Source organism: Leclercia sp. LSNIH3 (genome assembly GCF_002935105.1).
GTDB classification, from domain to species: Bacteria; Pseudomonadota; Gammaproteobacteria; order Enterobacterales; family Enterobacteriaceae; genus Enterobacter; species Enterobacter adecarboxylatus.
In genome coordinates, this window is the sequence record NZ_CP026387.1 from 1,837,627 (window position 1) to 1,856,739 (window position 19,113).

Genomic DNA, 19,113 nt, shown 5'->3' on the forward strand with positions numbered 1-19,113 from the left:
TTACAGTAATTTAAAAGGAAGCAAAAATTAACTGGCTGTATTCACAACTGTTTTGTATAGCGGAAGTTACACCTACCTGATGGCGTTACGTTTATCAGGCCTATGGTCTAACCAAAACCGACGTGGCGGGTGAGAGCGAGAAGCTGCGCGAACGCCTGACGCGCATCAACTCACGCGCCCCAATTTACACCGTGACGCATGGCGATATCGATCTCGCCCAACTGTTCAACACCAACGGCTTTATGCTGGAAGAGAATGTCACCGCGAAGCCGCGCTTCCACTTCATGGCCGATAAGCAAAATGACGTCTCGTCGATTGTGGTTGAGCTGGATTACCCGGTGGATATCAGCGAGGTCTCCCGCGTGATGGAGAACCTGCTGCTGTCGTTTGCCGACAAGCTGCTGCGCTACAAAGGGATGCTGTGGATTGACGGCGAACCGAATCGCCTGCTGTTCCAGGGCGTGCAGCGCCTCTACAGCGCCGACTGGGATCGCCCTTGGGGCGACGAAGCGCCGCACAGCGTGATGGTCTTTATTGGCCTGGAACTGCCGGAAGATGAAATTCGGGCGGCCTTTGCGGGCTTGAAAAAATAAATGCTGCACTCCCTTTGATAATCAAAGGGAGTGCCTGTTTTATAACCAAATAACGATGAGTCAATGTAAATAAAGGTTATAAACTGTAAAACTAAAAATAGATGGCGTAATGATAGTAGTGATTATTAATTCGTTTCTGGCTGTTATTAACGCGCTATTCAGTGTCTGTTTAGGCAATAAACTAAATCGATCTTAAACACGGCAAAATCAATGATTGACCCCGCCGCAAATTCACCATTGCGCAACAATATCCCCGAAACAAATTTACACAATCAGCATAAAACCGCGGCCCCCGTCACATTTGCAGTCATAAACATCGCTTGTTAAGGTGCCCTCAGATTAATTTGATGACGAGGCATAAAACATGAAAAAACTGAATATTCTTCTTCTTTCTGCTCTGACCGCTGTATCGGGTTCCGCACTGGCAATGGGCGGTAGCATTGAGCAGGGTAAAAACTTTACCAACCTGAATCTGGAAATGGGTAAATCCTCATCTGGCCTGTATGCAGAGAGCAACTGGCTGAAGAACACCGATGACGGTACCCAGACCGGCGGCGTTGGCGCAGGTTACAACCTGGAAGTTGGCCCGGTAATGCTGAACGCAGGCGCAAAAGCGATCTACATCGGCCCGAAAAAAGGCGATAACGGCGTGGCCTTCCCAATCGGCGGCGGCGTGAACGTTGCGCTGACCGACAGCATCCACGTATACGGTGAAGGGTATGTTGCACCAGACGGCCTGAACAACAGCGTTAAAAACTACGTTGAAGCAAACGGCGGCGTAAGCTGGACGCCAATCTCGCCGGTGACGCTGAAAGTGGGCTACCGCCACGTAAGCGTTGACGGCAAAGACGGTCGTCCAAACCACACCCTGATTGACGGCGCCTATGTTGGCGGCGGCGTGACCTTCTAAGGTTCCGTACAGCCTTTGTTGCCGGGTCGCGCTACGCTACCCGGCCGACAAACCCCAGGCCCGTGCAGGCGCAGCGCGACCGGGCAACATTGCCCGGTCGCGCTTAGTCAGGGCAAACCACCTCCACGCTTACCGCTGCACCTGTAAAATCTCCTGCGACTCCTGATGCGCTGCCACCTCCTGCGGAGTTAACCACAAGGGTTTACGCCCAAAGGTTTCATACAGTTTCTGCTGATCGCGATAATGTTTATCCGGCGTGCCGTCCGGGGCGATAAAACCACTCTGACCCGGTGCCATCACATCCCACGCCAGCACCGGCGCTTCCTGCGATGTCGGCGAGAAAACAATCATGTCGTTTTCCGTACCGCGATTCTGGTACTCCGCCTGATGCACGGCCTCTTCCGGTGCCGCCTGAGGAACACCAAAGAAGTTATTGGCGCGGAAGGTCAACGCCATCGCCGGGGTTTTCCACTGCGCGATATCAGTGCCGTACTGCTGCGACAGCGTCTGCCAGGTCTGCTGCAGGGCCTTAAGGATCACCTCCTGTTGCGGCCTGCCGCCAAACATATCCACCGCCTGCGGGATCGGGGATTTATCACCCTGCAACGCCTCATAAAGCAGTTTCGCCCCCACGCTGATATTCAGTGACCCGGTCGGCCCGTCCTGCGTGGTTTCGTAGCCGCTGGCGCTATACCATTTATCGAACGGCTGCGGCACGGCCGCTGCCACGGTCTTTTTCAGCATGCTGGTCAGCCAGACGTTTAAAATCGCCGAACCCGGCTGTTGCAGGGTTTTGCCATCATTGTTGAGGTGATTCACGCCATCCCAGTCGCTAAGCGATTTCACCAGCTGCTGACGCGGGTCGCTGGCAGACAGCTGCGCAGTAGCGTTTTGCAGGGCGGGCAAGAACAGCCGACGGGTCAAATCCTGACGGCTGGTCTGCCGGATCAGATCCCAGGCCTGCTCGTAGGTAAAGGTCGCTTGTTTATCGATAAGCCGGGCGATCTCGGTGACCCGATCCGCTCCGCCCCATAAAAAGGCAAACAGATCTGACGCCGGATACCCCTGCTGGGGCGAGTTGTTCCAGTTAGCGATATAGCCCGATTTCGGGTTATAGACCTTAGGATTGAGATCAAACGGCAGCAGCCCCTGCCAGTCCCACTTCCCGGTTCCCGGCACCGGGAGGCGCGGATCGTGTCCCGGCTGACGCTGCGGGTAAGCCCCGCCATGCACATAGCCGATGTTGCCGTCGATATCGGCGTAGTACCAATTGATGGTCAGCGCCTGCTTCGCCGCCTGCCGGGTCCACTCCTGCCAGTTTTTGGCCTTCATCTGGTGCGTCCAGGCCAGCAGGGATGCCACCTCTTTGCCATCCCAGGCGCGGGCTTTGGCATAAGCCGTCTGGGTGGCGGTGTCGGTTTTGATCACGTTGCCATGCACGGTGCGATAGACGGTAAACGTCTCCGGCTGCCCGTCTTTGACGGCAATGGTTTCCTCCCGGCTGAGCATGCTGATCCACTCGCCGTTATGCAGGTAATACCCTGGTTTATCGGCAGAGAGCTGTTCTGCAAAAATGTCGACATCATCGCCGAACCCGGCCGTTGAACCCCAGGAAATCGTGCCATTGTGGCCGAATACCAGCCCCGGATACGCGAACGGTGTATTGCCGGTAACATCATAACCCGCGCCGTGCAGCCCAATGCCGTAGGTGTAGGCCGGAGCATACCAGCCGAACTGCGGGCCGTTGACCATGATCGCTTTCGCATCCTGAGTTTTGCCCTTACCCAGCACCCACATATTGCTGGTGGTGGGATAGCCTGCCAGGCCATTGGCACCGCCGTGAGCAAACTGCGCCATGATGGTCTCGCGATTTTGCGCCGACGTCAGCGCGAGCAGGCCGCCGTCATCACCTTTGGCCGGTCGATCCAGCATGGGTGGTGACATATCGTAACGGGGCAACAGGGCGGCGGTTTGCGTGGTGTGGAGATCGAACTTAACCGGATACTGGCTCTCTTGGGGGGCGATGGTGGTGGGTGCCGCCGGGTTCACCAGCCATTTCAGCTGGTTAAAGACCGCCATCCCTTTTTCACCGTATTTATCTTTTAGCGCGGTCAGCAGGGCAAGGTTATCGATTTCGCTGGTGGCATCTGAAAAACGGTTCGCCATGGTGCCCACGAAGACCATCGCCACATCAAAGGCTTCCCAGTGTTTCGGCGTGAAACCAAAGGTTGTGAACTGCTTCGGCAGCAGTTTGTCTGGGTCGCGGTTTACCCGATCGATCCAGGCGTTCATCCCGTCGGCATAGCCCTGCAGAATGGCTTTGTCATCTGCGCTGAGCGCGGCGATTTGCTGGCGGATTGAATCAGGCCAGTAGTTCTGACGGATATCCTTGTCGAATTTAACAAAGGTCTTGCCGAGGACTTCTGCCACCTGTCCCTGGGTACTGCGCCGTGCCATCTCCATCTGGAACAGACGATCCTGCGCCACGACATAGCCGTAGCCATAAAAAAGACGGTAGGTATCATCGGCGTAAATATGGGGCATACCGTACTCATCACGTACGATTTTTACTGCGGTTGAGGCGCTTTCCGCCTGCGTTGTCAGAGTCCATGAACAGGCCAGGGAAGCCACAATACAGTTCACGATCATACGGTTTCTGTTTATCATTGTATCCTCTTGCAGGTGTATGATTAGCGAATTCATACTAGCAACAGCCCAATGGTTAGCCAGAATGGCGGGATGGTTTGTCTGCGAACTGTGAGGTGGCTAGCTAATTTGCGACACAATTATTACGCCATATCACATTTATGCGAATCACTTATAAAGGGCGGCAGGCGTGTTCCCTCTCCCCTGTGGGGAGAGGGTGAGGGGAAGGGAGAATACCTAGCGGCGGATCACCACCAGCTTCTGGTTCACAAACTCTTTAATCCCCAGATCCGACAGCTCACGGCCGTAGCCGGAGCGCTTCACGCCGCCAAACGGCAGCTCTGGTGCGGTATCGGTAAGCCAGTTGATCCACACCATCCCGGTCTCGATTCTCGAGGCCATTTTTTTGGCGCGATCGATATCTTTGCTGAACACCGCGCCGCCCAGACCATAGTGGGAGTCGTTGGCGAGTTTCACCGCCTCGTCATCGTTTTTGACCACGTAGACCTGCGCCACCGGCCCAAAGAACTCTTCAAAATAGGCCGGGTTATCGCGGGTAATGTTAGTCAGAATGGTCGGCTCAAAGAAGCTGCCCTCGCGCTGCACCGGCTTGCCGCCGTAATGCAGCGTCGCGCCATTTTTCACTGCTTCATCCACCTGTTTCGTCAGGGTCTCAAGCGCCTCTTTCGAGGACAGCGGCCCCAGGCGGGTGTTCTCATCAAGCGGATCGCCGATGGTAATCGCGCGGAATGCCTCGGTGTATTTCGTCAGGAACTGCTCCGCCACCTTCTCATGCACGATAAAGCGCTTGGCGGCTGTACAGACCTGTCCGGCATTGGCCAGGCGCGCGTTGACGCCGATCTTCACCGCTTTCTCCAGATCCGCATCGTCCAGCACCACGAACACGTCGTTGCCGCCCAGTTCGAGGGTCGATTTTTTGATGTGCTTCGCTGCCTGCGCAGCCACGATGCTACCCGCCTTCTCCGACCCGGTCAGGGCTGCACCCTGCACGCGATCGTCGGCAATGATGTTCGCCACCTGATCGGAAGAGATAAACAGGTTGGTCCATGCCCCGTCCGGCGCACCGGCTTCACGCACCAGATGGGCGAAGGTCTCCGCACAGTGTGGAACGATGCTGGCATGTTTGGCGAGCACAGGGTTACCTGCCGCCAGGTTCGGGGCCAGCACGCGCATCAGCTGGTAATAAGGGAAGTTCCACGGTTCCACGGCCATCACCACGCCGATGGGGTGATGCTCTACCCAGGCTTCGCCCATCTCAGATGGGTATTTCACCGGGGCGAGAAATTGTTTGGCGTTATCCGCATAGTAGCGAGCGATCTGCGCGCAGAGTTTAACCTCGCCGCGGCTCTGGGCAATCAGTTTACCCATCTCCACGCTGGCGATTTTAGCCAGCTCTTCGGTACGGGAATCAATCAGATCTGCCAGCTTGTGCAGCACCGCCAGGCGTTTGTCGATGCTGCCCTTCGACCAGTCGGAGTGGTAGAGCGCATCGGCGGTGCTCAGCGCCGCCTCGACATCAGCATCGGTATGAGAAGAGTATTCTTTGATGAGTTTGTTGTTGGCAGGATTCATTGTCTGATAGGCCATTGTTGCCTCCTTTTTTACCGCGTTGGGTATTAAGGGTAGTCAAAATGGCTGGGTTCGCAGGTAAAGTTAGGTATATAGAGTGCGCCACCTGGAGAATGGTACCGATTATTTTTTGCTAAGTTTATGCCGCATGGCTTCACGCAAATTAGCATTCAGACGCGCTTAATATCCTTCCCTCACATGTTCGAGCCACCCCATAGCATCGCCATCAATACACGCCCAAGCCGGGTAACGAAGAGGGGAATCGTCGCTGCCATCGTGCTATAACTCTGTTACCCCTCCGTTCGGTATTCGCCATGACCTACACACGCCACGTTAATCAGACCTTTCTTCGCCAGCCCGGCGTTGAACTGCGTAGCACCTGGCAAAGCACGCAGGCCTACAAGCGTCATAGCCATGCGCAGCTCTCCATTGGCGCTATTCTGGAGGGGCAGACCTGCTGCACCTGCAACGGCGAACCGTTCACCCTTTATCCGGGCGATCTGATTGTCATACCCGCGCATATGCCGCACAGCTGTAACCCGGTAGCAGGACAGCCGCGCAGCTACCATATGCTGTATCTGGAGACCGACCATCAGCCCGCCCTGCTGGTGATCCGCAGCGAGGCGCTGTTTCGCCAGTATCTGACAGTCGTGGAGACACTCTCGGCGACGGCCATCGACAGGTTTCTCGCCCTGCTGACCACCCGGCCAACGCCGCCCATCCCGTTGCGGCCCACCAGCCTTGCGCTTCAGCAGACGTTACGTCACAGCCTGCAAACCCCGCCGTCGTTGGACGTCTTAGCCCAGCGCTTTTCGCTGCGCAAAGAGACGCTTATCAGAACCTTTAAGCAGGATACAGGCCTGACGCCCGGTACTTTTCTGAACGTGACCCGGATAGAGTTCGCCAAAGCACGTCTGCGTGCCGGGGATGATATTGCTGATGTCAGCTATCAGAGCGGCTTTGCCGATCAGAGCCACTTCCATAAAACCTTTGTCAGCTATACGGCTGCTACGCCGCGCCAGTACGCCACCGGGCGATCAATATCCGACAATAATTAGCGCTCGCATCAGCGTAGCCTGACCTCAGTTTTGCTGATGAGGTCACTATGGAACTGCTTACCACTCTCTTTCCCCCCGCGTTTTTGGCTCTCGCGCTGGCGCATTTTGTCGCCCTGCTCAGCCCCGGCCCGGATTTCTTTCTGCTGATGGGGTTCGCCGCCCGCTATCGTCTGCGCGGCAGTGCCGGGTTATGCGTGGGGATCGCCGCAGGCAACGGGCTGTACATCCTGCTGGTCATCGTTGGCTCGAGTGCGCTGCGCCAGTTCACGCCGCTTTTTAGCGCCATTGAACTCCTGGGCGCACTGTATCTGCTGTGGATTGGCTGGCATCTGGTGCGCAGCCAGCCTGGAACGCTTGCTCTTAACCACACCGAATCGGCCTGTCCTGGCTGGCGCAGACAGCTTCTCCTCGGGCTGGGTTCCGCGGTGTTAAACCCGAAAAACGCACTGTTTTATCTGGCGCTGATGACCGCGCTGCTCGGGCCGGACGTGACGCTGCTTCAGCAATCGGTCAGCGGGATCTGGATGGTCACGGTGGTGCTGGTGTGGGATCTGGCGGTGGTAATGTTTATCGCCCTGCCCAGCGTACAACGGCGGTTGAGCAACAACATCTGGAAAATCGAGCGCCTGGCGGGCGTCGTGCTGATGGTGTTTGGTGCAGGGATCCTGTGGCGATTTTTCACCTCAGTCTGATGCGGGGACAACGCCGGGTGGCGGCTTCGCCTGATCTGGGAAACATACATCGTAGCCCCGGTAAGCACAGCGCCACCGGGGCAAAATGCCCGTCTCCTTGCCCCTTCGCCTTTTCTCCCTCTATTCTTAACCCTATGGAAAAACTCGCTGAACTCAAACGCGCCAAGCTTCTGGCGCTGTCGCTGCTGCTGATTGCCGCCGCGACCTTTATCGCCACTCTCTTCCTGCCGCAGACCTTCTGGGTGCGGGGGGTAAAGGCCATTGCCGAAGCGGCCATGGTCGGTGCACTGGCAGACTGGTTTGCCGTGGTGGCCCTGTTCCGCCGGGTGCCGATCCCGTTCATTTCACGGCATACGGCGATTATCCCGCGCAATAAAGACCGGATTGGCGACAATCTCGGCCAGTTCGTGCAGGAAAAATTTCTTGATACCCAGTCGCTGGTGGCGCTCATCCGCCAGCACGAACCGGCATTGCTCATCGGCAACTGGTTCAGCAAGCCGGATAACGCCCAGCGCGTCGGGCAGCACATCATGCAGGTGATGAGCGGTTTCCTCGAGCTGACCGACGACGGGCGCATTCAACGCATGCTTAAACGGGCGGTGCATAAGGCGCTGGATAAGGTCGATTTCAGTGAAACCAGCGCCGCCATGCTGGAGAGCATGACCAAAAACGACCGTCACCAGGTGCTGCTGGACGCGGTGATTAATCGCCTGATCACGCTCCTGCAGCGCGACAGCACCCGCGACTTTATCGCCGCGCAAATCGTTCAATGGCTGAAGACCGAGCACCCGCGCAAGGCGATGATTTTGCCCACCGAGTGGTTGGGGGATCAGAGCGCCGAGCTGGTCTCGAATGCGGTGAATGCCATTCTGGATGACGTCAGCCACGACCGCACCCACCAGATCCGTCAGGCCTTCGATCGCGCGGTGCTGAAGCTGGTGGATAATCTGAAAAACGATCCGGAAACCGCGGCCAAAGCCGAGAACATTAAAGAATATCTGAAGAACGACGAGGCCTTTAACCGCTATCTGGGCGAAATGTGGGGCGACCTGCGTCACTGGTTGAAAGCGGACATGCAGAGCGACGACTCCCGCGTCAAACAGCGCCTCGCCAATGCCGGGCTGTGGTTTGGTGAGACCCTGGTGGCGGATACCAACCTGCGTGCCTCGCTGAATGAACACCTGGAGCAGGCCGCCCATCGGGTGGCACCGGATTTTGCCCGGTTCCTCACCCGCCATATCAGCGACACGGTCAAAGGCTGGGATGCCAAAGATATGTCCCGGCAGATTGAGCTGAACATCGGCAAGGATCTACAGTTTATCCGCGTTAACGGCACCCTGGTGGGCGGCACCATCGGGCTGATTCTGTTCCTGCTCTCACAATTGCCCGATGTGCTGCCGCTGCTTACCCGGTAATAGAATCAGGTATTGCGGATCACGTAGCGCGTCGGCGCAAAGCAGTTGAGGAACATGTGCATCAGGAACACCACCGTCAGGGTCGCCACCAGCGCCACCGTCACCGAGACGATGCGGTAGAGATCGCTGAACACCAGGTCGCCGTCCGGGTGCATATTCTGGCCGAACATGATCCCGATGGTGGTGATGCTGGCAAACCCGACGCCGGCACCCACCTTCTCCATCACGTGCAGACGCGCGCCAAACGCCAGCCCAAGGCCAATCAGCGGCATCATCAACAGCATGTGGCTGCTGTGATCGTACAGCACCAGCTGCACCAGCAGGATGTACAGGCAGCCGATCACCACCCCGACCACGCGCCACAGGGAGCTCATCACTGCCCCGCGATAATGCATCGGGAAGAGGATCAGGATCCCCGCCATCAGCGCCGACAGCGAATCGCTGAGATCGCTTATCTGGAACACGACAAAAATCAGCGTCGCCACCGTCCCGGAGAGCAGCGACTCATGGCGCACGCGGGCGGCATCTTTCTCCAGACGCGGCGGTGGCGTGCGCGGCTCGACGTCTGGCAGCAGATAGTGCATCAGCGCGCTCAGGCACACCGCCATCACGCTGGCTTCAAGGTTCGAGAACAACAGCGTGTGCCAGTTGGTGGTGGGATAGCTCATAAAGTTGAGCATGGTGCTTTGACACACTACACCCATTGAGCCAAACAGAAACAGCGGCCCCTGACTCATAAAGCGAAAACGCATCACATACAGGCCAAACACTACCAGCGTCATGATCACCGGCCACTGAGCCAGATAGCCGATAATAAATACCATTTCGATGCAGTTCAGGGCAGAACTGAATATAAACTGTTTTGCGACGTGACGGTTAAATACCGGCACCAGCGACAGCAGCATGATCGGGTAGATCACGAAGAAGACGCCGTAACTGGTGCTGTAAAAACTCGACACGCTCAGGGCAATCATCCCGGCAAACACGATGCGCAACGTCTGGCGAAAGTCGTTGGCGGTGTAGACGATGTTGCCGTGCGGGGTAAAGACCCGCGCCAGGGTATTAATAGACATGATGATCAATAGACATAGTGCAGCAGGCTGACGAGGTGGATCTGCATCCCGGAGAAGAAGCGGGCAAACGGACCTTCGCTGTTATAGAGCTGTATGGTAGCGCGCGCGCCCGTCGGGAGGTGCTTCGGCAGGGGTTCATCCAGCGCCACATGAATGCGCATACGTTGCGCGTCACGCACCCAGCGGTTGGAGGTTTCCGGCTCCGAGAGTTGGCCGTTGACCGCCTCCTGTCCCGCTAAAATACCGGCATCGCTGCTGGTGACATGGGCGCGGAACACGCGGCCCGGGAAGGCGTCAAACACGACCGCGGCATCGGTGTTCTGGTGGGTATGGCGCAGGCTCTTTTCGCGGAAATCGGCGACGATATCGCTCTGATTGTTCACCAGCGCCAGCGCCGCCGAGCCGGAGGCGGCATAAAAACCGGGGCTAAGCTGGACGTTGCTGACCGTGCCGTCGGCTTCGGCGTAGATCTTCGTCCAGCCGAGATTGAGTTCAGCCTCATCCAGCGCGTTGCGGTATTTTTGCAGCGTCACGTTACGCTTTTCATCCCGCTCGCCGCGCTCAATGCGCAGCTGGTGGATGCTGGCAGTCAGATTGGCGACGCTCTGCTCGCTGCTCTGCCAGGTGGTGCGGACTTTATCCAGATCCGCTCGCGAGACGTTCTGCAGGGTGCTGAGTTTCTGATAGCGATCGAAAGTCACTTTGTCGTTGCGGGCGGTAAGCTGGGCGGTTTTCAGGCTGGCCTGGGCCGCCACGATCTGCGCATCCAGCTGCTCATTGGCGAGCCGTGCCTGTTGCAGGGCAATCTCTGCGGCCTCTACCTTATTGCGAAACGGCGTAGGGTCGAGTTCAAACAGCAGATCGCCCTTCTTCACCTGGCTGTTGTTGTGCACATGCACCGCCGCCACATAGCCGGAGACCCGCGCCGAAACGGGCGTCACCACGCGCATCACCGTGGCATCCGGCGTCAGCGGGATCCAGATATCCGCGACAATAAAATAGACAAACATTAGCAGGAAAGAGGCAATACTCACCCTTACCCAGCGGGCAAACTTTTGTTCAGGGGTCATGATTATTTGATCTTGTTATCTTCTTAGCGGATTGTCCGCAAATTGCAGGCGATTTGATTAAGTGTGGCGCTGAAAATCTCGAGATGGTCCGGAGCGATATTCTGCGATACCCGTTCCTGGAACGTTTCGATAACCTGGGTCAGCGTTTTCAGCACCGCGTTCCCCTCGGGTGTGAGCCTCAGCAGCCGGATGCGCTTGTCGTAAGGCGATGTGGTGCGCAGCAGATAGCCCTGCTTTTCCAGCTGTGAAAGGGTGCGCATCAGCGGCGGCAGTTCAATACCCTGCACCTCCGCCAGTTCGCTTACCGAGACGTTATCCCCCAACTGTTTCAGCTGCATCATCACCGTCCAGCTTGACTGGGTTAACCCGGTCTCGAGAATGGCGTCGTCAATCACCGCGCGCCACTGACGCACAATCATTGCCATTCGCATGCCCATGGGCCGACGGCAGAACAGATCTTCTTCACGCATGGGGGATCCTCGCTTCACACGCTGCGAAGATAATAGTTATCAGGGTAAGTATCAAGAAACGAGGAGGTTAAGAGCAGGAATTGCGAAAGCGGGCCAGCGAGGCCTCGCCTGTCTTACCTGACTGTAATGTGCTGCTGACTGCGGAGATAATTTTCAATGGCGATCCATTCCGTCAGGCGTTTATAGAGATGCAGCATCGCCATCGGGAGCAGGCTGTGGAGTTCCTGATGGGCATTGAGTTCCGCTAGCGACGTGCCGGGGTTAGTGAACGGCACATTGGCCAGCCGTAACAAATCGAAGTAATCCATGCGTAAAAGCTTAGGGAAACTCTCCTGGGTGATGGTGCACAGACATTCCTGGTAGATCCGGCGCTGCTTCTCTTCGTTATCGTCATTCTCGATCAGGATTAAGAGCGCTATTTCCAGGCTCTTTTGTGCAGCGATCATTTTTTCCATACAGTTCTCTGACAGCATCAAACGCGTTGATCAAATTTTTTATACAATCCGGTCAGATTGGTCACGGCGAACTTGCGGTAAATATTACGCCGATGATGGCTGACGGTTTTTCCGGTCACATCCAGGTAGCGGGTGATCTCTTTATTCTTTTTCCCCGACACAATATACGGCAGCAGCATGGTCTCCATGCGGGTGAGCCGTTGTTCTTTTTCAAGATGATGCCAGCGCGCGTTTTTAAAAATCGTGACCGGCTGATCTTCCTGTGCCAGATGGGCAAGACAGGCGCGTAATTTGGTTACGGCACTTTTACAATCGATGGTGTAGTCGGCGATGGTATTAATCAAAATATTTTCAATCGTGCTTTCGTAGCACACATCCCGGGTAATAAAAATAAAATAACGTTGTTCATAGCGATTTTTAATATCCAGCAACGTATTTAATACCTTGATATCAGACTCACCATAATCGACAACAATGGCTTTTGTACGGACAAGATCCTCTTTTGTCACTTTTTTAATGTCATCAAGATACAGCACCCGCTGAAAGGATGGCGCCTCCGTCATTAACTGTTCAACCAGCACGGCAAAGCCCTGCTGAAAATATCTACAGGATGTTAATACTATAATCATTGCCTATATCCTTATCATCACTGTGGATTCGTTCATAATCATCGAGAATGTATTAATTTTCAATTAACAATTTTCTAGGGGATTGTAGGAATATTCTCAGGCCATGAGGGACACTTTGTGCGGTTGCTCGCAAAAGCGCATATTTGAAGGCATTATTCGTCTGTTATTACAGTGAGAAATCCCACCCAATAAGATTAATCCAATCGAAGGAAGATCAATCTGACCTTCGCGTTTATTTCTTTTGATATGCTGCGAAATGTAACCAAGGATTAAACAGTGTATGCGTTTTTATATTCGTCACTGCGAAATAAAATCATTACGCACTATAGAAGGATTTTTATATGAACAATTCTTTTCGATTGACGCGCCTGGCTGCCCGTATGAGCTTACTTTTTGGCAGCGGCTTAATATTGTCACCGGCGACACCGATCAGACAATGAACGCCACCTGGTCGCTTAACTTCTAAAACAAATAAGCCGCATACGCTGTATGCGGCTTTCTTTCTGGCAGGACGGTAATTAATTTATCATGCCCTGCGAATGACGTTCGGTTCCGTTTTTCCCTTCATAAAATAATAAACGGAGGTTTCCTCAGCGGCTAAAGTGCTGGCAAATGGCACGTCTGCCTGACGCAGTCACCACCACGTCGCGGAATCCCGCCACCCGCTGGATCCAGCCTTTGGTATCCATATGCACCAGCAGCGCCGCACCTGCCTCACCGCCCAGATGAAACCGCCGCTCGCTCCAGTCCAGACAGGCGCAGCAGGCTTTTCGTCGGGTCCTGGCATTCAACACGATCCCCAGAGACAGGAACGCCTCGCGCCCGCTCAGGGTGAGGGCCGAGCCATCTGCCACCAGCCAGCCCTCGGCCTGCATAAAGTCATATATCTGTACCGCGACCGTGCCCGCCAGATGGTCATAGCAGGTGCGGGCGTGGCGCATCGATTCCGGTGCCGTCGTCTCCGGCGGGGTGATGCGCCCCCAGGACATCCCCATCATCTGCTCCACCAGCTCCGCAACTTCATGCCCTGCCAGCCGATAGTAGCGATGCCTGCCCTGAGACAGGCAGGTGATCAGCCGCCCCTCCATCAGCCGGGTAAGATGCCCGCTGGCGGTAGAGGGCGCCACATCCGCCACGGCGCTGAGTTCTGTGGCGGTCCACGCCCGGCCGTCCATCATGGCGCAGAGCATTTTCACCCGGGAAGGATCGGCCATCGTTGCGGCGACTGCCGCCACGGCCAGCTCCAGCGCGGTGCTGTTATCGGGAGGTAAACGGGTCTTTAGCATAGGCTGCCCACGGCTCAGTGATCTCTGCCGCCAGCTTATCATTATCCGTCAGCAGAATAAGGTGGTTCGCATGATCGCTGTATTGGGTCAGGATGGACACCCCCTGCGCGGCCAGCGCGGCGGCAATCTCCCCCAGCTCGCCGGGACGTTCCTGTTTTAACTTACGGATAAGCGGTTTACGCACCGCCAGCACGTTAAACCCGCCATCCAGCAACACGGCCCGGGCTTTATCGCCCTCCTCCACCAGAAAATGCGCCTCCACGCCAAAGACGCCGCCGCCCTCCAGCCCCACGCCATGCTGCCCCAGCAGCTGACCAAAGCGCGCCAGCTCGCCGGGCGTAGGGTTGAATATCACATGAACGTCATACATGGGCCTCTCCTCCGGTTTCTGAAGCGTATTCCCGCACCACCTGCGCGACCCGAATACGGTAGCAGGCAAATATCGACGCCCGCCCTTCGGCCTGCGCGGCCTGGTGAAACACATTTTGCTTCCAGCGCTGAACAGCCTCCTCATCCCGCCACCACGAGAGGGAGAGGATTTTGCCCTCGGTGGTCAGGCTCTGAAAACGTTCGATATCGATAAAGCCGTCGATGTCCGCCAGCAGCGGTTTTAGCTCAGCGGCCAGTTGCAGATAACGCGCCTGATGCGCGGGCTGCGCTTTGGCTTCAAACAGGACTGCAATCATGAGGATCTCTCCGTTGTGAGGTTACGGAGAGCATGAAGGAAACAAAAACGTGATACTTCGGTGAGGAGCGAAATATGGGGTGACGTTTGAACGACGTGCCCGGCAGTACGCCGGGCGGTTTTAGCCAAGGAGCGACTTCGGCTCCATAAACGCCCTTATCCCCCACGCACCCATCTCGCGCCCGACGCCGGAGTGTTTGAACCCGCCAAAAGGGGCTTGCGGCTCATGGGCGAGGGTATTGACCAGCACGCGGCCAGACTGGATCTGCTGCGCCACCCGCCGGGCGCGTTCCGCGTCACCGCCCAGCACCAGCGCACTCAGGCCGTAATCGGTGTCGTTGGCAATGGCGATGGCCTCTGCCTCGTCGCGGTAGGGGATCATGCACAGTACCGGACCAAAAATCTCGTCCCGGGCGATCGCCATCTGGTTATGCACATCGGTAAACAGCGTCGGACGGACAAACCAGCCGTCCCGGGTTCCCTCTGGCCGGCCTTCGCCCCCCGCCAGCAGACGAGCACCCTCCTCCTGCCCTTTGCGGATATAGCCCTGCACCCGCTGCCACTGTTTTTCGCTCACCATCGGGCCAACCTCGGTGGTGCTGTCACGCGGATCGCCGGATTTCACCGCCGCGATGGCCCGGGCCAGCGCCTGTTCCATTTCAGCCTGACGCGACAGCGCCACCAGGATGCGCGTACCGGCCACGCACGCCTGCCCGCTGTTCATCAACCCGGCCTGCACCGCCAGCGAAACGGCCTGGTCGAGATCGGCATCGTCAAGAATGAGGGTCGGGGATTTACCGCCCAGCTCCAGGGTGACGCGGGTAAAGTTCTCCGCCGCGTTGCGCAGGATCGCTTTACCGGTCTGCGTTGAGCCGGTAAAGGATATTTTAGCCACGTCAGGGTGACGGCTGATGGTCTCACCTACCCTGTCGCCGCGCCCGGTGATGATATTAAACACCCCCGGCGGCAGGTCTGCGGCATGCAAAGCCTCGGTCACAATCTGCGTCTGCAAAGCGCTCATCTCGCTGGGCTTGATCACCGCGGTGCAGCCTGCCGCCAGCGCTGCCGCCAGCTTGCCGCAGATAAAACCCGCGTCGCTGTTCCACGGGGTAATAAGTCCGGCGACACCCAGCGGGGTCATCTCGACCCTGGCCGCACCGGCGACGGCGGTAAATTCAAAGGTCTCCAGCGCCGTGATAGCCTGGGCAATCACCTCCGCCGGATAGCTTGCCATCCACGCCGAACGCGACGCGGGCGCGCTGTACTCCTCAATCACTGCCTCCAGCAGATCGTCATGACGGGCAGCCACCGCAGCCTGCATGCGTCGCAGGGCAGCGATGCGCTCCTGCTTCGTGGTTCTGGCCCACGCCGGAAACGCCGCTTTGGCGGCAGCAATGGCGCGCTCTGCATCGACTTCATCAGCAAGACGCACCTGTCCTGTCACCCGGGCCGTCGCCGGGTTATAGAGATCAAAACGCTCGGTGCCGTGTGGGGTGACAAATTCACCGTTGATAGAAATCTGTTCGATATAGTGCATAAAAACCTCCTCAGGCTGGATGAACCCAGTCTGGCATACCTTCTCCGTTGCGATAATCCACGCTATGCTGCAAAGGTTGTTTCGATTTTCAGGATAATCTATGCACCGTTCAGGACTGATCGAGCTGGAAGTGGTGATGGCCGTGGTACGTCGCGGCAGCTTTCGCGCCGCCGCCCAGGAGCTGGGGATGTCGGCCACCGCCGTGAGCAACGCCGTTGCCGGGCTGGAAAGCCGCCTGCAAACCCGTCTGTTTAACCGCACCACCCGCAGCGTGGGGCTTACCGACGCCGGGCAACGCTATGTGGCGCGGATCGGCCCGGCGTTGCAGGAAATCCGTCAGGCCGATGAAGAGATCCACAGCGATACCGATGAGCCTGCTGGCACCCTGCGCCTGAACGTTCCCAACAATGTTGGCACCCTGTTCCTGGATGCGCTGCTGATCGACTACATGATCCGCTACCCGAAAATACGCGTCGAAGCGGTAAGCGAAGCGCGGATGATCGATATCGTGGCAGAGGGTTACGACGCGGGCGTTCGCCTGGCGGAATCCGTCCCGCAGGACATGATCGCCGTGCCGCTGACCCCCGATATTCGCCAGATCGTCACCGCCACGCCGGACTATTTTGCCCGTTACGGCATACCGCAAACCCCGGACGATCTGCTGCATCACCAGGGGATCGGCATGCGGATGGCCCACGGCGGGATCTATCGCTGGGAGCTGGCGCGACGTGGGGAGCAGGTAGCCCTGGCGGTGCCGCCGCGCTTTGCCACCTCGGATCTGTTCGCCTCGATCCGGGCGGTGAAAGCGGGTCTGGGGGTAGGATTTTTACCGGAACTCTATATTCAGCAGGAGCTGCAAAGCGGGGAGCTGGTGAGCGTACTGGAGGAGTGGTCGCAGCCCTTTGCCGGGCTGCGCCTCTACTATCCCGGGCATCGCCACGTCCCGCCGGGGTTGCGGGCGCTGGTGGCGATGATCCGGGAGCGCGGTCTTACTCGAGATTAGCTTTGTTCAGGCCGTAGGCGCTATCCAGCGAGCCGGGTGCCATACGGGAGGTGATCCCCAGACGGTTCCAGGCGTTGATCGCCACGATCGCAAAGTTCAGCTCGGAGATCTCAATGTCCGAATAGTGTTCCGCCACGCTGCGGTAGAGCACGTCGCTGACGCCGTGCGGCCCGATCTGGGTCAGCGCTTCGGTGAAGGCCAGCGCCGCTTTTTTCACGGGCGCTGAACAGCGGTGACTCACGCCATGCGGCCAGATGGTACAGGCGCAGCTCGCGTTCCCCGGCAATTTTGGCCTCTTTCGAATGCATATCCAGACAGAAGGTGCAGCCGTTGAGCTGGGAGACACGGATGTCGATCAGGTGCTTGAGCGCCGGGTCGATGGAGGTCTGGCCCACCGCCATGCTCAGGTCGGACAGCGCTTTAGCGAGGGCAGGTGTGGCTTTATGGTGGTTAACGCGAGTGCTCATTGTCTTTCCTCTTGATGTGCGGCATATGAAATGCGATGGGGCAAATTTACGCCGTTCATGACATAGTAAAAAGATACAAAAAGCGCGAAACTAGGTAGGACATGAAGCCGGGCTATCACCAGATTTATACCCGCTACCGGGACAACATTACCCGCGGCATCCTCAAGCCCGGCGACAAGGTGCCCGCCATCCGCGTGCTGGCGGAAGAGCTGAAGGTGGCGCGCAAAACGGTGGAAACCGCCTATGCCATTCTCACCGGCGAAGGCTATCTGGTGAGCCAGGGCGCGCGCGGCACGCGGGTGAACCCGGATTTGACCCTCCCCGTCTCGCCACCGCCCCCTGCCGACCCGCTGACCGGTGCATTGCCTGAATCGCTGGTCAGCCAGCGCGAACGCAGCGGTTTTTTGCGCCCCGGCATCCCGGCGCTGGACAGTTTCCCGTACAAGAAATGGCTGCTGCTGGCGGGCCAGGCGGTGCGCGCCATGCGCCAGGAGGAGATGCTCAGTCCGCCGGTGATGGGCTGGACACCCCTGCGTCAGGCCATCGCCAGCTACCTCAATATTTCCCGCGGGTTGTCCTGCACCCCGGATCAGGTGCTGATTACCAGCGGCTACAGCGGCAGCCTGCGGCTGATCCTCGATACCCTTGCCAGCCGCAACGATAAGGTGGTGTTTGAAGATCCGGGCTATTTTATGGGCCAGCAATTGCTCCGGCGTATCGTTCCGCGCCTGCACACCGTGCCGGTGGATCGTTCAGGCATGGACACCGACTATCTGTTGCACCACCACCCCGACGCCCGTTTCGTTATCGTCACCCCCTCACACCAAAGCCCGCTGGCGGTGACGCTGTCGTTACCCCGCAGGCAGCAACTGCTCGACTGGGCCGGGCAGAATGACGCCTGGATCATCGAAAATGATTACGACGGCGAATTTCACTACACCCGCAAGGTGCTGCCGTCGCTGAAAAGCCTCGATCGTCAGGATCGGGTGATCTACATGGGCACCTTCAGCAAAACCGTGATGCCGTCGCTGCGTCTCGGCTACGTGGTGATGCCCGCCAGCACGGTGTCAGCCTTTAACGATACCGCCGATCTGCTCGCCAGCGGCCAGCCGGTGCTGACGCAAAAGATCCTGACCGCCTTCATCAACGACGGCCACTTCTTCCGCCATCTGAAAAAGATGCGCGCCCTGTACCAGCAGCGGCGCGACTGGATGATCGCCGCCCTGCATGAGGTCTACGGGGAGCGGTTCTTCACCGAGCAGAACGACGGCGGGATGCATATTGTGGCGTTTTTAACCAAAGGCAGCTGTGACCGGGAAATCGCCCACTGCTGGCAACAGCAGCAGTTGCAGGTGAATGCCCTGTCGGCGTGGTACAGCGGATCGGGCAAACGCTACGGGCTGGTGATGGGGTATAACAACGTGCGCAGCTACGACGAGGCCGTTGCGCTACTCACGCGGCCAAAAAGCCAAACCTGCGATCTCCTGAAATAGCAACCCCCTGATTTTGCACCATAAAAAGCCGTTTTCAGACA

Annotated in this window: 18 protein-coding genes and 2 pseudogenes; 8 read left to right on the forward strand and 12 right to left on the reverse strand. The window is 57.4% G+C overall.

Annotated elements, in window-relative coordinates:
• Positions 1-107: 107 nt before the first annotated feature.
• Both C3F35_RS08875 and C3F35_RS08880 read left to right on the forward strand, forming a co-directional pair.
• A pseudogene (locus tag C3F35_RS08875) lies at positions 108-593 on the forward strand (GTP-binding protein); the annotation flags it as partial.
• Positions 594-957: 364 nt separating this feature from the next.
• Positions 958-1,503 carry a YfaZ family outer membrane protein gene (locus C3F35_RS08880; protein WP_103792669.1) on the forward strand — a complete coding sequence of 182 codons (546 nt, stop codon included), beginning with the start codon at positions 958-960 and terminating at the stop codon, positions 1,501-1,503.
• Positions 1,504-1,632: 129 nt separating this feature from the next.
• Here the strand turns inward: C3F35_RS08880 and C3F35_RS08885 are convergent, their stop codons facing one another.
• Both C3F35_RS08885 and C3F35_RS08890 read right to left on the reverse strand, forming a co-directional pair.
• Positions 1,633-4,170, reverse strand: a complete 2,538-nt coding sequence (locus tag C3F35_RS08885) for a penicillin G acylase (RefSeq protein WP_103792668.1) — start codon at positions 4,168-4,170, stop codon at positions 1,633-1,635.
• A gap of 216 nt (positions 4,171-4,386) precedes the next feature.
• Positions 4,387-5,757: an NAD-dependent succinate-semialdehyde dehydrogenase gene (locus C3F35_RS08890; protein WP_103792667.1), complete on the reverse strand. Its 1,371-nt coding sequence runs from the start codon at positions 5,755-5,757 to the stop codon at positions 4,387-4,389.
• Positions 5,758-6,053: 296 nt separating this feature from the next.
• On the opposite strand from C3F35_RS08890, the gene C3F35_RS08895 reads away from it, so the two are divergent.
• From C3F35_RS08895 to C3F35_RS08905, 3 genes are all read left to right on the forward strand, one after another.
• Entirely contained in the window at positions 6,054-6,797 is a 744-nt protein-coding gene (locus C3F35_RS08895; protein ID WP_103792666.1) for a helix-turn-helix transcriptional regulator, read from the forward strand.
• A gap of 47 nt (positions 6,798-6,844) precedes the next feature.
• On the forward strand, positions 6,845-7,489 hold the full coding sequence (locus C3F35_RS08900) for a LysE family translocator (RefSeq protein ID WP_032616347.1): 645 nt from the start codon (positions 6,845-6,847) through the stop codon (positions 7,487-7,489).
• Positions 7,490-7,623: 134 nt separating this feature from the next.
• Positions 7,624-8,904 carry a DUF445 domain-containing protein gene (locus C3F35_RS08905; RefSeq protein ID WP_103792665.1) on the forward strand — a complete coding sequence of 427 codons (1,281 nt, stop codon included), beginning with the start codon at positions 7,624-7,626 and terminating at the stop codon, positions 8,902-8,904.
• Between the two features lie 5 nt (positions 8,905-8,909).
• On the opposite strand, the gene C3F35_RS08910 is transcribed toward C3F35_RS08905, so the two are convergent.
• The 5 genes from C3F35_RS08910 to C3F35_RS08930 all read right to left on the reverse strand — a co-directional run bounded on the left by C3F35_RS08910 (position 8,910) and on the right by C3F35_RS08930 (position 12,601).
• Complete coding sequence (locus C3F35_RS08910; protein ID WP_103792765.1) at positions 8,910-9,977, reverse strand: DUF2955 domain-containing protein; 1,068 nt, start codon at positions 9,975-9,977, stop codon at positions 8,910-8,912.
• 5 nt (positions 9,978-9,982) lie between these two features.
• The gene (locus tag C3F35_RS08915) at positions 9,983-11,050 is read right to left on the reverse strand and encodes an HlyD family secretion protein (RefSeq protein ID WP_103792664.1); all 1,068 of its coding nucleotides are present in this window, start codon (positions 11,048-11,050) and stop codon (positions 9,983-9,985) included.
• 20 nt (positions 11,051-11,070) lie between these two features.
• Entirely contained in the window at positions 11,071-11,517 is a 447-nt protein-coding gene (locus tag C3F35_RS08920) for a MarR family winged helix-turn-helix transcriptional regulator (RefSeq protein WP_103792663.1), read from the reverse strand.
• A gap of 113 nt (positions 11,518-11,630) precedes the next feature.
• Positions 11,631-11,972, reverse strand: a complete 342-nt coding sequence (locus C3F35_RS08925; RefSeq protein ID WP_146054046.1) for a hypothetical protein — start codon at positions 11,970-11,972, stop codon at positions 11,631-11,633.
• Between the two features lie 17 nt (positions 11,973-11,989).
• Positions 11,990-12,601, reverse strand: coding sequence for a helix-turn-helix transcriptional regulator (locus C3F35_RS08930; protein WP_103792661.1), 612 nt, complete (start codon positions 12,599-12,601; stop codon positions 11,990-11,992).
• Between the two features lie 280 nt (positions 12,602-12,881).
• On the opposite strand from C3F35_RS08930, the gene C3F35_RS08935 reads away from it, so the two are divergent.
• Positions 12,882-13,067, forward strand: coding sequence for a hypothetical protein (locus tag C3F35_RS08935; protein WP_103792660.1), 186 nt, complete (start codon positions 12,882-12,884; stop codon positions 13,065-13,067).
• A gap of 124 nt (positions 13,068-13,191) precedes the next feature.
• Here C3F35_RS08935 and C3F35_RS08940 read toward each other — a convergent pair whose 3' ends face one another.
• The 4 genes from C3F35_RS08940 to C3F35_RS08955 form a co-directional block, all read right to left on the reverse strand.
• A complete protein-coding gene (locus C3F35_RS08940; protein WP_032616341.1) occupies positions 13,192-13,887 on the reverse strand; it encodes an ArsR/SmtB family transcription factor in 696 nt (231 codons plus the stop codon).
• Positions 13,859-14,257: an amino acid-binding protein gene (locus tag C3F35_RS08945; RefSeq protein WP_103792659.1), complete on the reverse strand. Its 399-nt coding sequence runs from the start codon at positions 14,255-14,257 to the stop codon at positions 13,859-13,861. The genes C3F35_RS08940 and C3F35_RS08945 overlap by 29 nt, the downstream gene beginning before the upstream one ends.
• Positions 14,250-14,573, reverse strand: a complete 324-nt coding sequence (locus C3F35_RS08950; protein WP_032616338.1) for an antibiotic biosynthesis monooxygenase family protein — start codon at positions 14,571-14,573, stop codon at positions 14,250-14,252. Before C3F35_RS08950 ends, C3F35_RS08945 begins: the two co-directional genes overlap by 8 nt.
• Before the next feature lie 120 nt (positions 14,574-14,693).
• Positions 14,694-16,109 carry an aldehyde dehydrogenase family protein gene (locus tag C3F35_RS08955; RefSeq protein ID WP_103792658.1) on the reverse strand — a complete coding sequence of 472 codons (1,416 nt, stop codon included), beginning with the start codon at positions 16,107-16,109 and terminating at the stop codon, positions 14,694-14,696.
• A gap of 100 nt (positions 16,110-16,209) precedes the next feature.
• On the opposite strand from C3F35_RS08955, the gene C3F35_RS08960 reads away from it, so the two are divergent.
• Entirely contained in the window at positions 16,210-17,112 is a 903-nt protein-coding gene (locus tag C3F35_RS08960; RefSeq protein WP_103792657.1) for a LysR family transcriptional regulator, read from the forward strand.
• Here C3F35_RS08960 and C3F35_RS08965 read toward each other — a convergent pair.
• Positions 17,099-17,579 (reverse strand): annotated as a pseudogene (locus tag C3F35_RS08965) (carboxymuconolactone decarboxylase family protein). The gene C3F35_RS08960 and the pseudogene C3F35_RS08965 sit on opposite strands and share 14 nt — an antisense overlap.
• A gap of 101 nt (positions 17,580-17,680) precedes the next feature.
• Between C3F35_RS08965 and pdxR the strand changes: the two are divergent.
• Positions 17,681-19,072 (forward strand): MocR-like pyridoxine biosynthesis transcription factor PdxR, encoded by a 1,392-nt coding sequence (gene pdxR, locus C3F35_RS08970; protein ID WP_103792656.1) that lies wholly within the window; start codon positions 17,681-17,683, stop codon positions 19,070-19,072.
• Positions 19,073-19,113 lie beyond the last annotated feature (41 nt).

What these genes read in the sequence shown, in the direction of transcription:
- C3F35_RS08880 (WP_103792669.1), top strand. Translation starts at nt 958, where the DNA reads ATGAAAAAACTGAATATTCTTCTTCTTTCTGCTCTGACCGCTGTATCG.
- C3F35_RS08885 (WP_103792668.1), bottom strand. Translation starts at nt 4,170, where the DNA reads ATGATAAACAGAAACCGTATGATCGTGAACTGTATTGTGGCTTCCCTG.
- C3F35_RS08890 (WP_103792667.1), bottom strand. Translation starts at nt 5,757, where the DNA reads ATGGCCTATCAGACAATGAATCCTGCCAACAACAAACTCATCAAAGAA.
- C3F35_RS08895 (WP_103792666.1), top strand. Translation starts at nt 6,054, where the DNA reads ATGACCTACACACGCCACGTTAATCAGACCTTTCTTCGCCAGCCCGGC.
- C3F35_RS08900 (WP_032616347.1), top strand. Translation starts at nt 6,845, where the DNA reads ATGGAACTGCTTACCACTCTCTTTCCCCCCGCGTTTTTGGCTCTCGCG.
- C3F35_RS08905 (WP_103792665.1), top strand. Translation starts at nt 7,624, where the DNA reads ATGGAAAAACTCGCTGAACTCAAACGCGCCAAGCTTCTGGCGCTGTCG.
- C3F35_RS08910 (WP_103792765.1), bottom strand. Translation starts at nt 9,977, where the DNA reads ATGTCTATTAATACCCTGGCGCGGGTCTTTACCCCGCACGGCAACATC.
- C3F35_RS08920 (WP_103792663.1), bottom strand. Translation starts at nt 11,517, where the DNA reads ATGCGTGAAGAAGATCTGTTCTGCCGTCGGCCCATGGGCATGCGAATG.
- C3F35_RS08925 (WP_146054046.1), bottom strand. Translation starts at nt 11,972, where the DNA reads ATGGAAAAAATGATCGCTGCACAAAAGAGCCTGGAAATAGCGCTCTTA.
- C3F35_RS08930 (WP_103792661.1), bottom strand. Translation starts at nt 12,601, where the DNA reads ATGATTATAGTATTAACATCCTGTAGATATTTTCAGCAGGGCTTTGCC.
- C3F35_RS08935 (WP_103792660.1), top strand. Translation starts at nt 12,882, where the DNA reads ATGCGTTTTTATATTCGTCACTGCGAAATAAAATCATTACGCACTATA.
- C3F35_RS08940 (WP_032616341.1), bottom strand. Translation starts at nt 13,887, where the DNA reads ATGCTAAAGACCCGTTTACCTCCCGATAACAGCACCGCGCTGGAGCTG.
- C3F35_RS08945 (WP_103792659.1), bottom strand. Translation starts at nt 14,257, where the DNA reads ATGTATGACGTTCATGTGATATTCAACCCTACGCCCGGCGAGCTGGCG.
- C3F35_RS08950 (WP_032616338.1), bottom strand. Translation starts at nt 14,573, where the DNA reads ATGATTGCAGTCCTGTTTGAAGCCAAAGCGCAGCCCGCGCATCAGGCG.
- C3F35_RS08955 (WP_103792658.1), bottom strand. Translation starts at nt 16,109, where the DNA reads ATGCACTATATCGAACAGATTTCTATCAACGGTGAATTTGTCACCCCA.
- C3F35_RS08960 (WP_103792657.1), top strand. Translation starts at nt 16,210, where the DNA reads ATGCACCGTTCAGGACTGATCGAGCTGGAAGTGGTGATGGCCGTGGTA.
- pdxR (WP_103792656.1), top strand. Translation starts at nt 17,681, where the DNA reads ATGAAGCCGGGCTATCACCAGATTTATACCCGCTACCGGGACAACATT.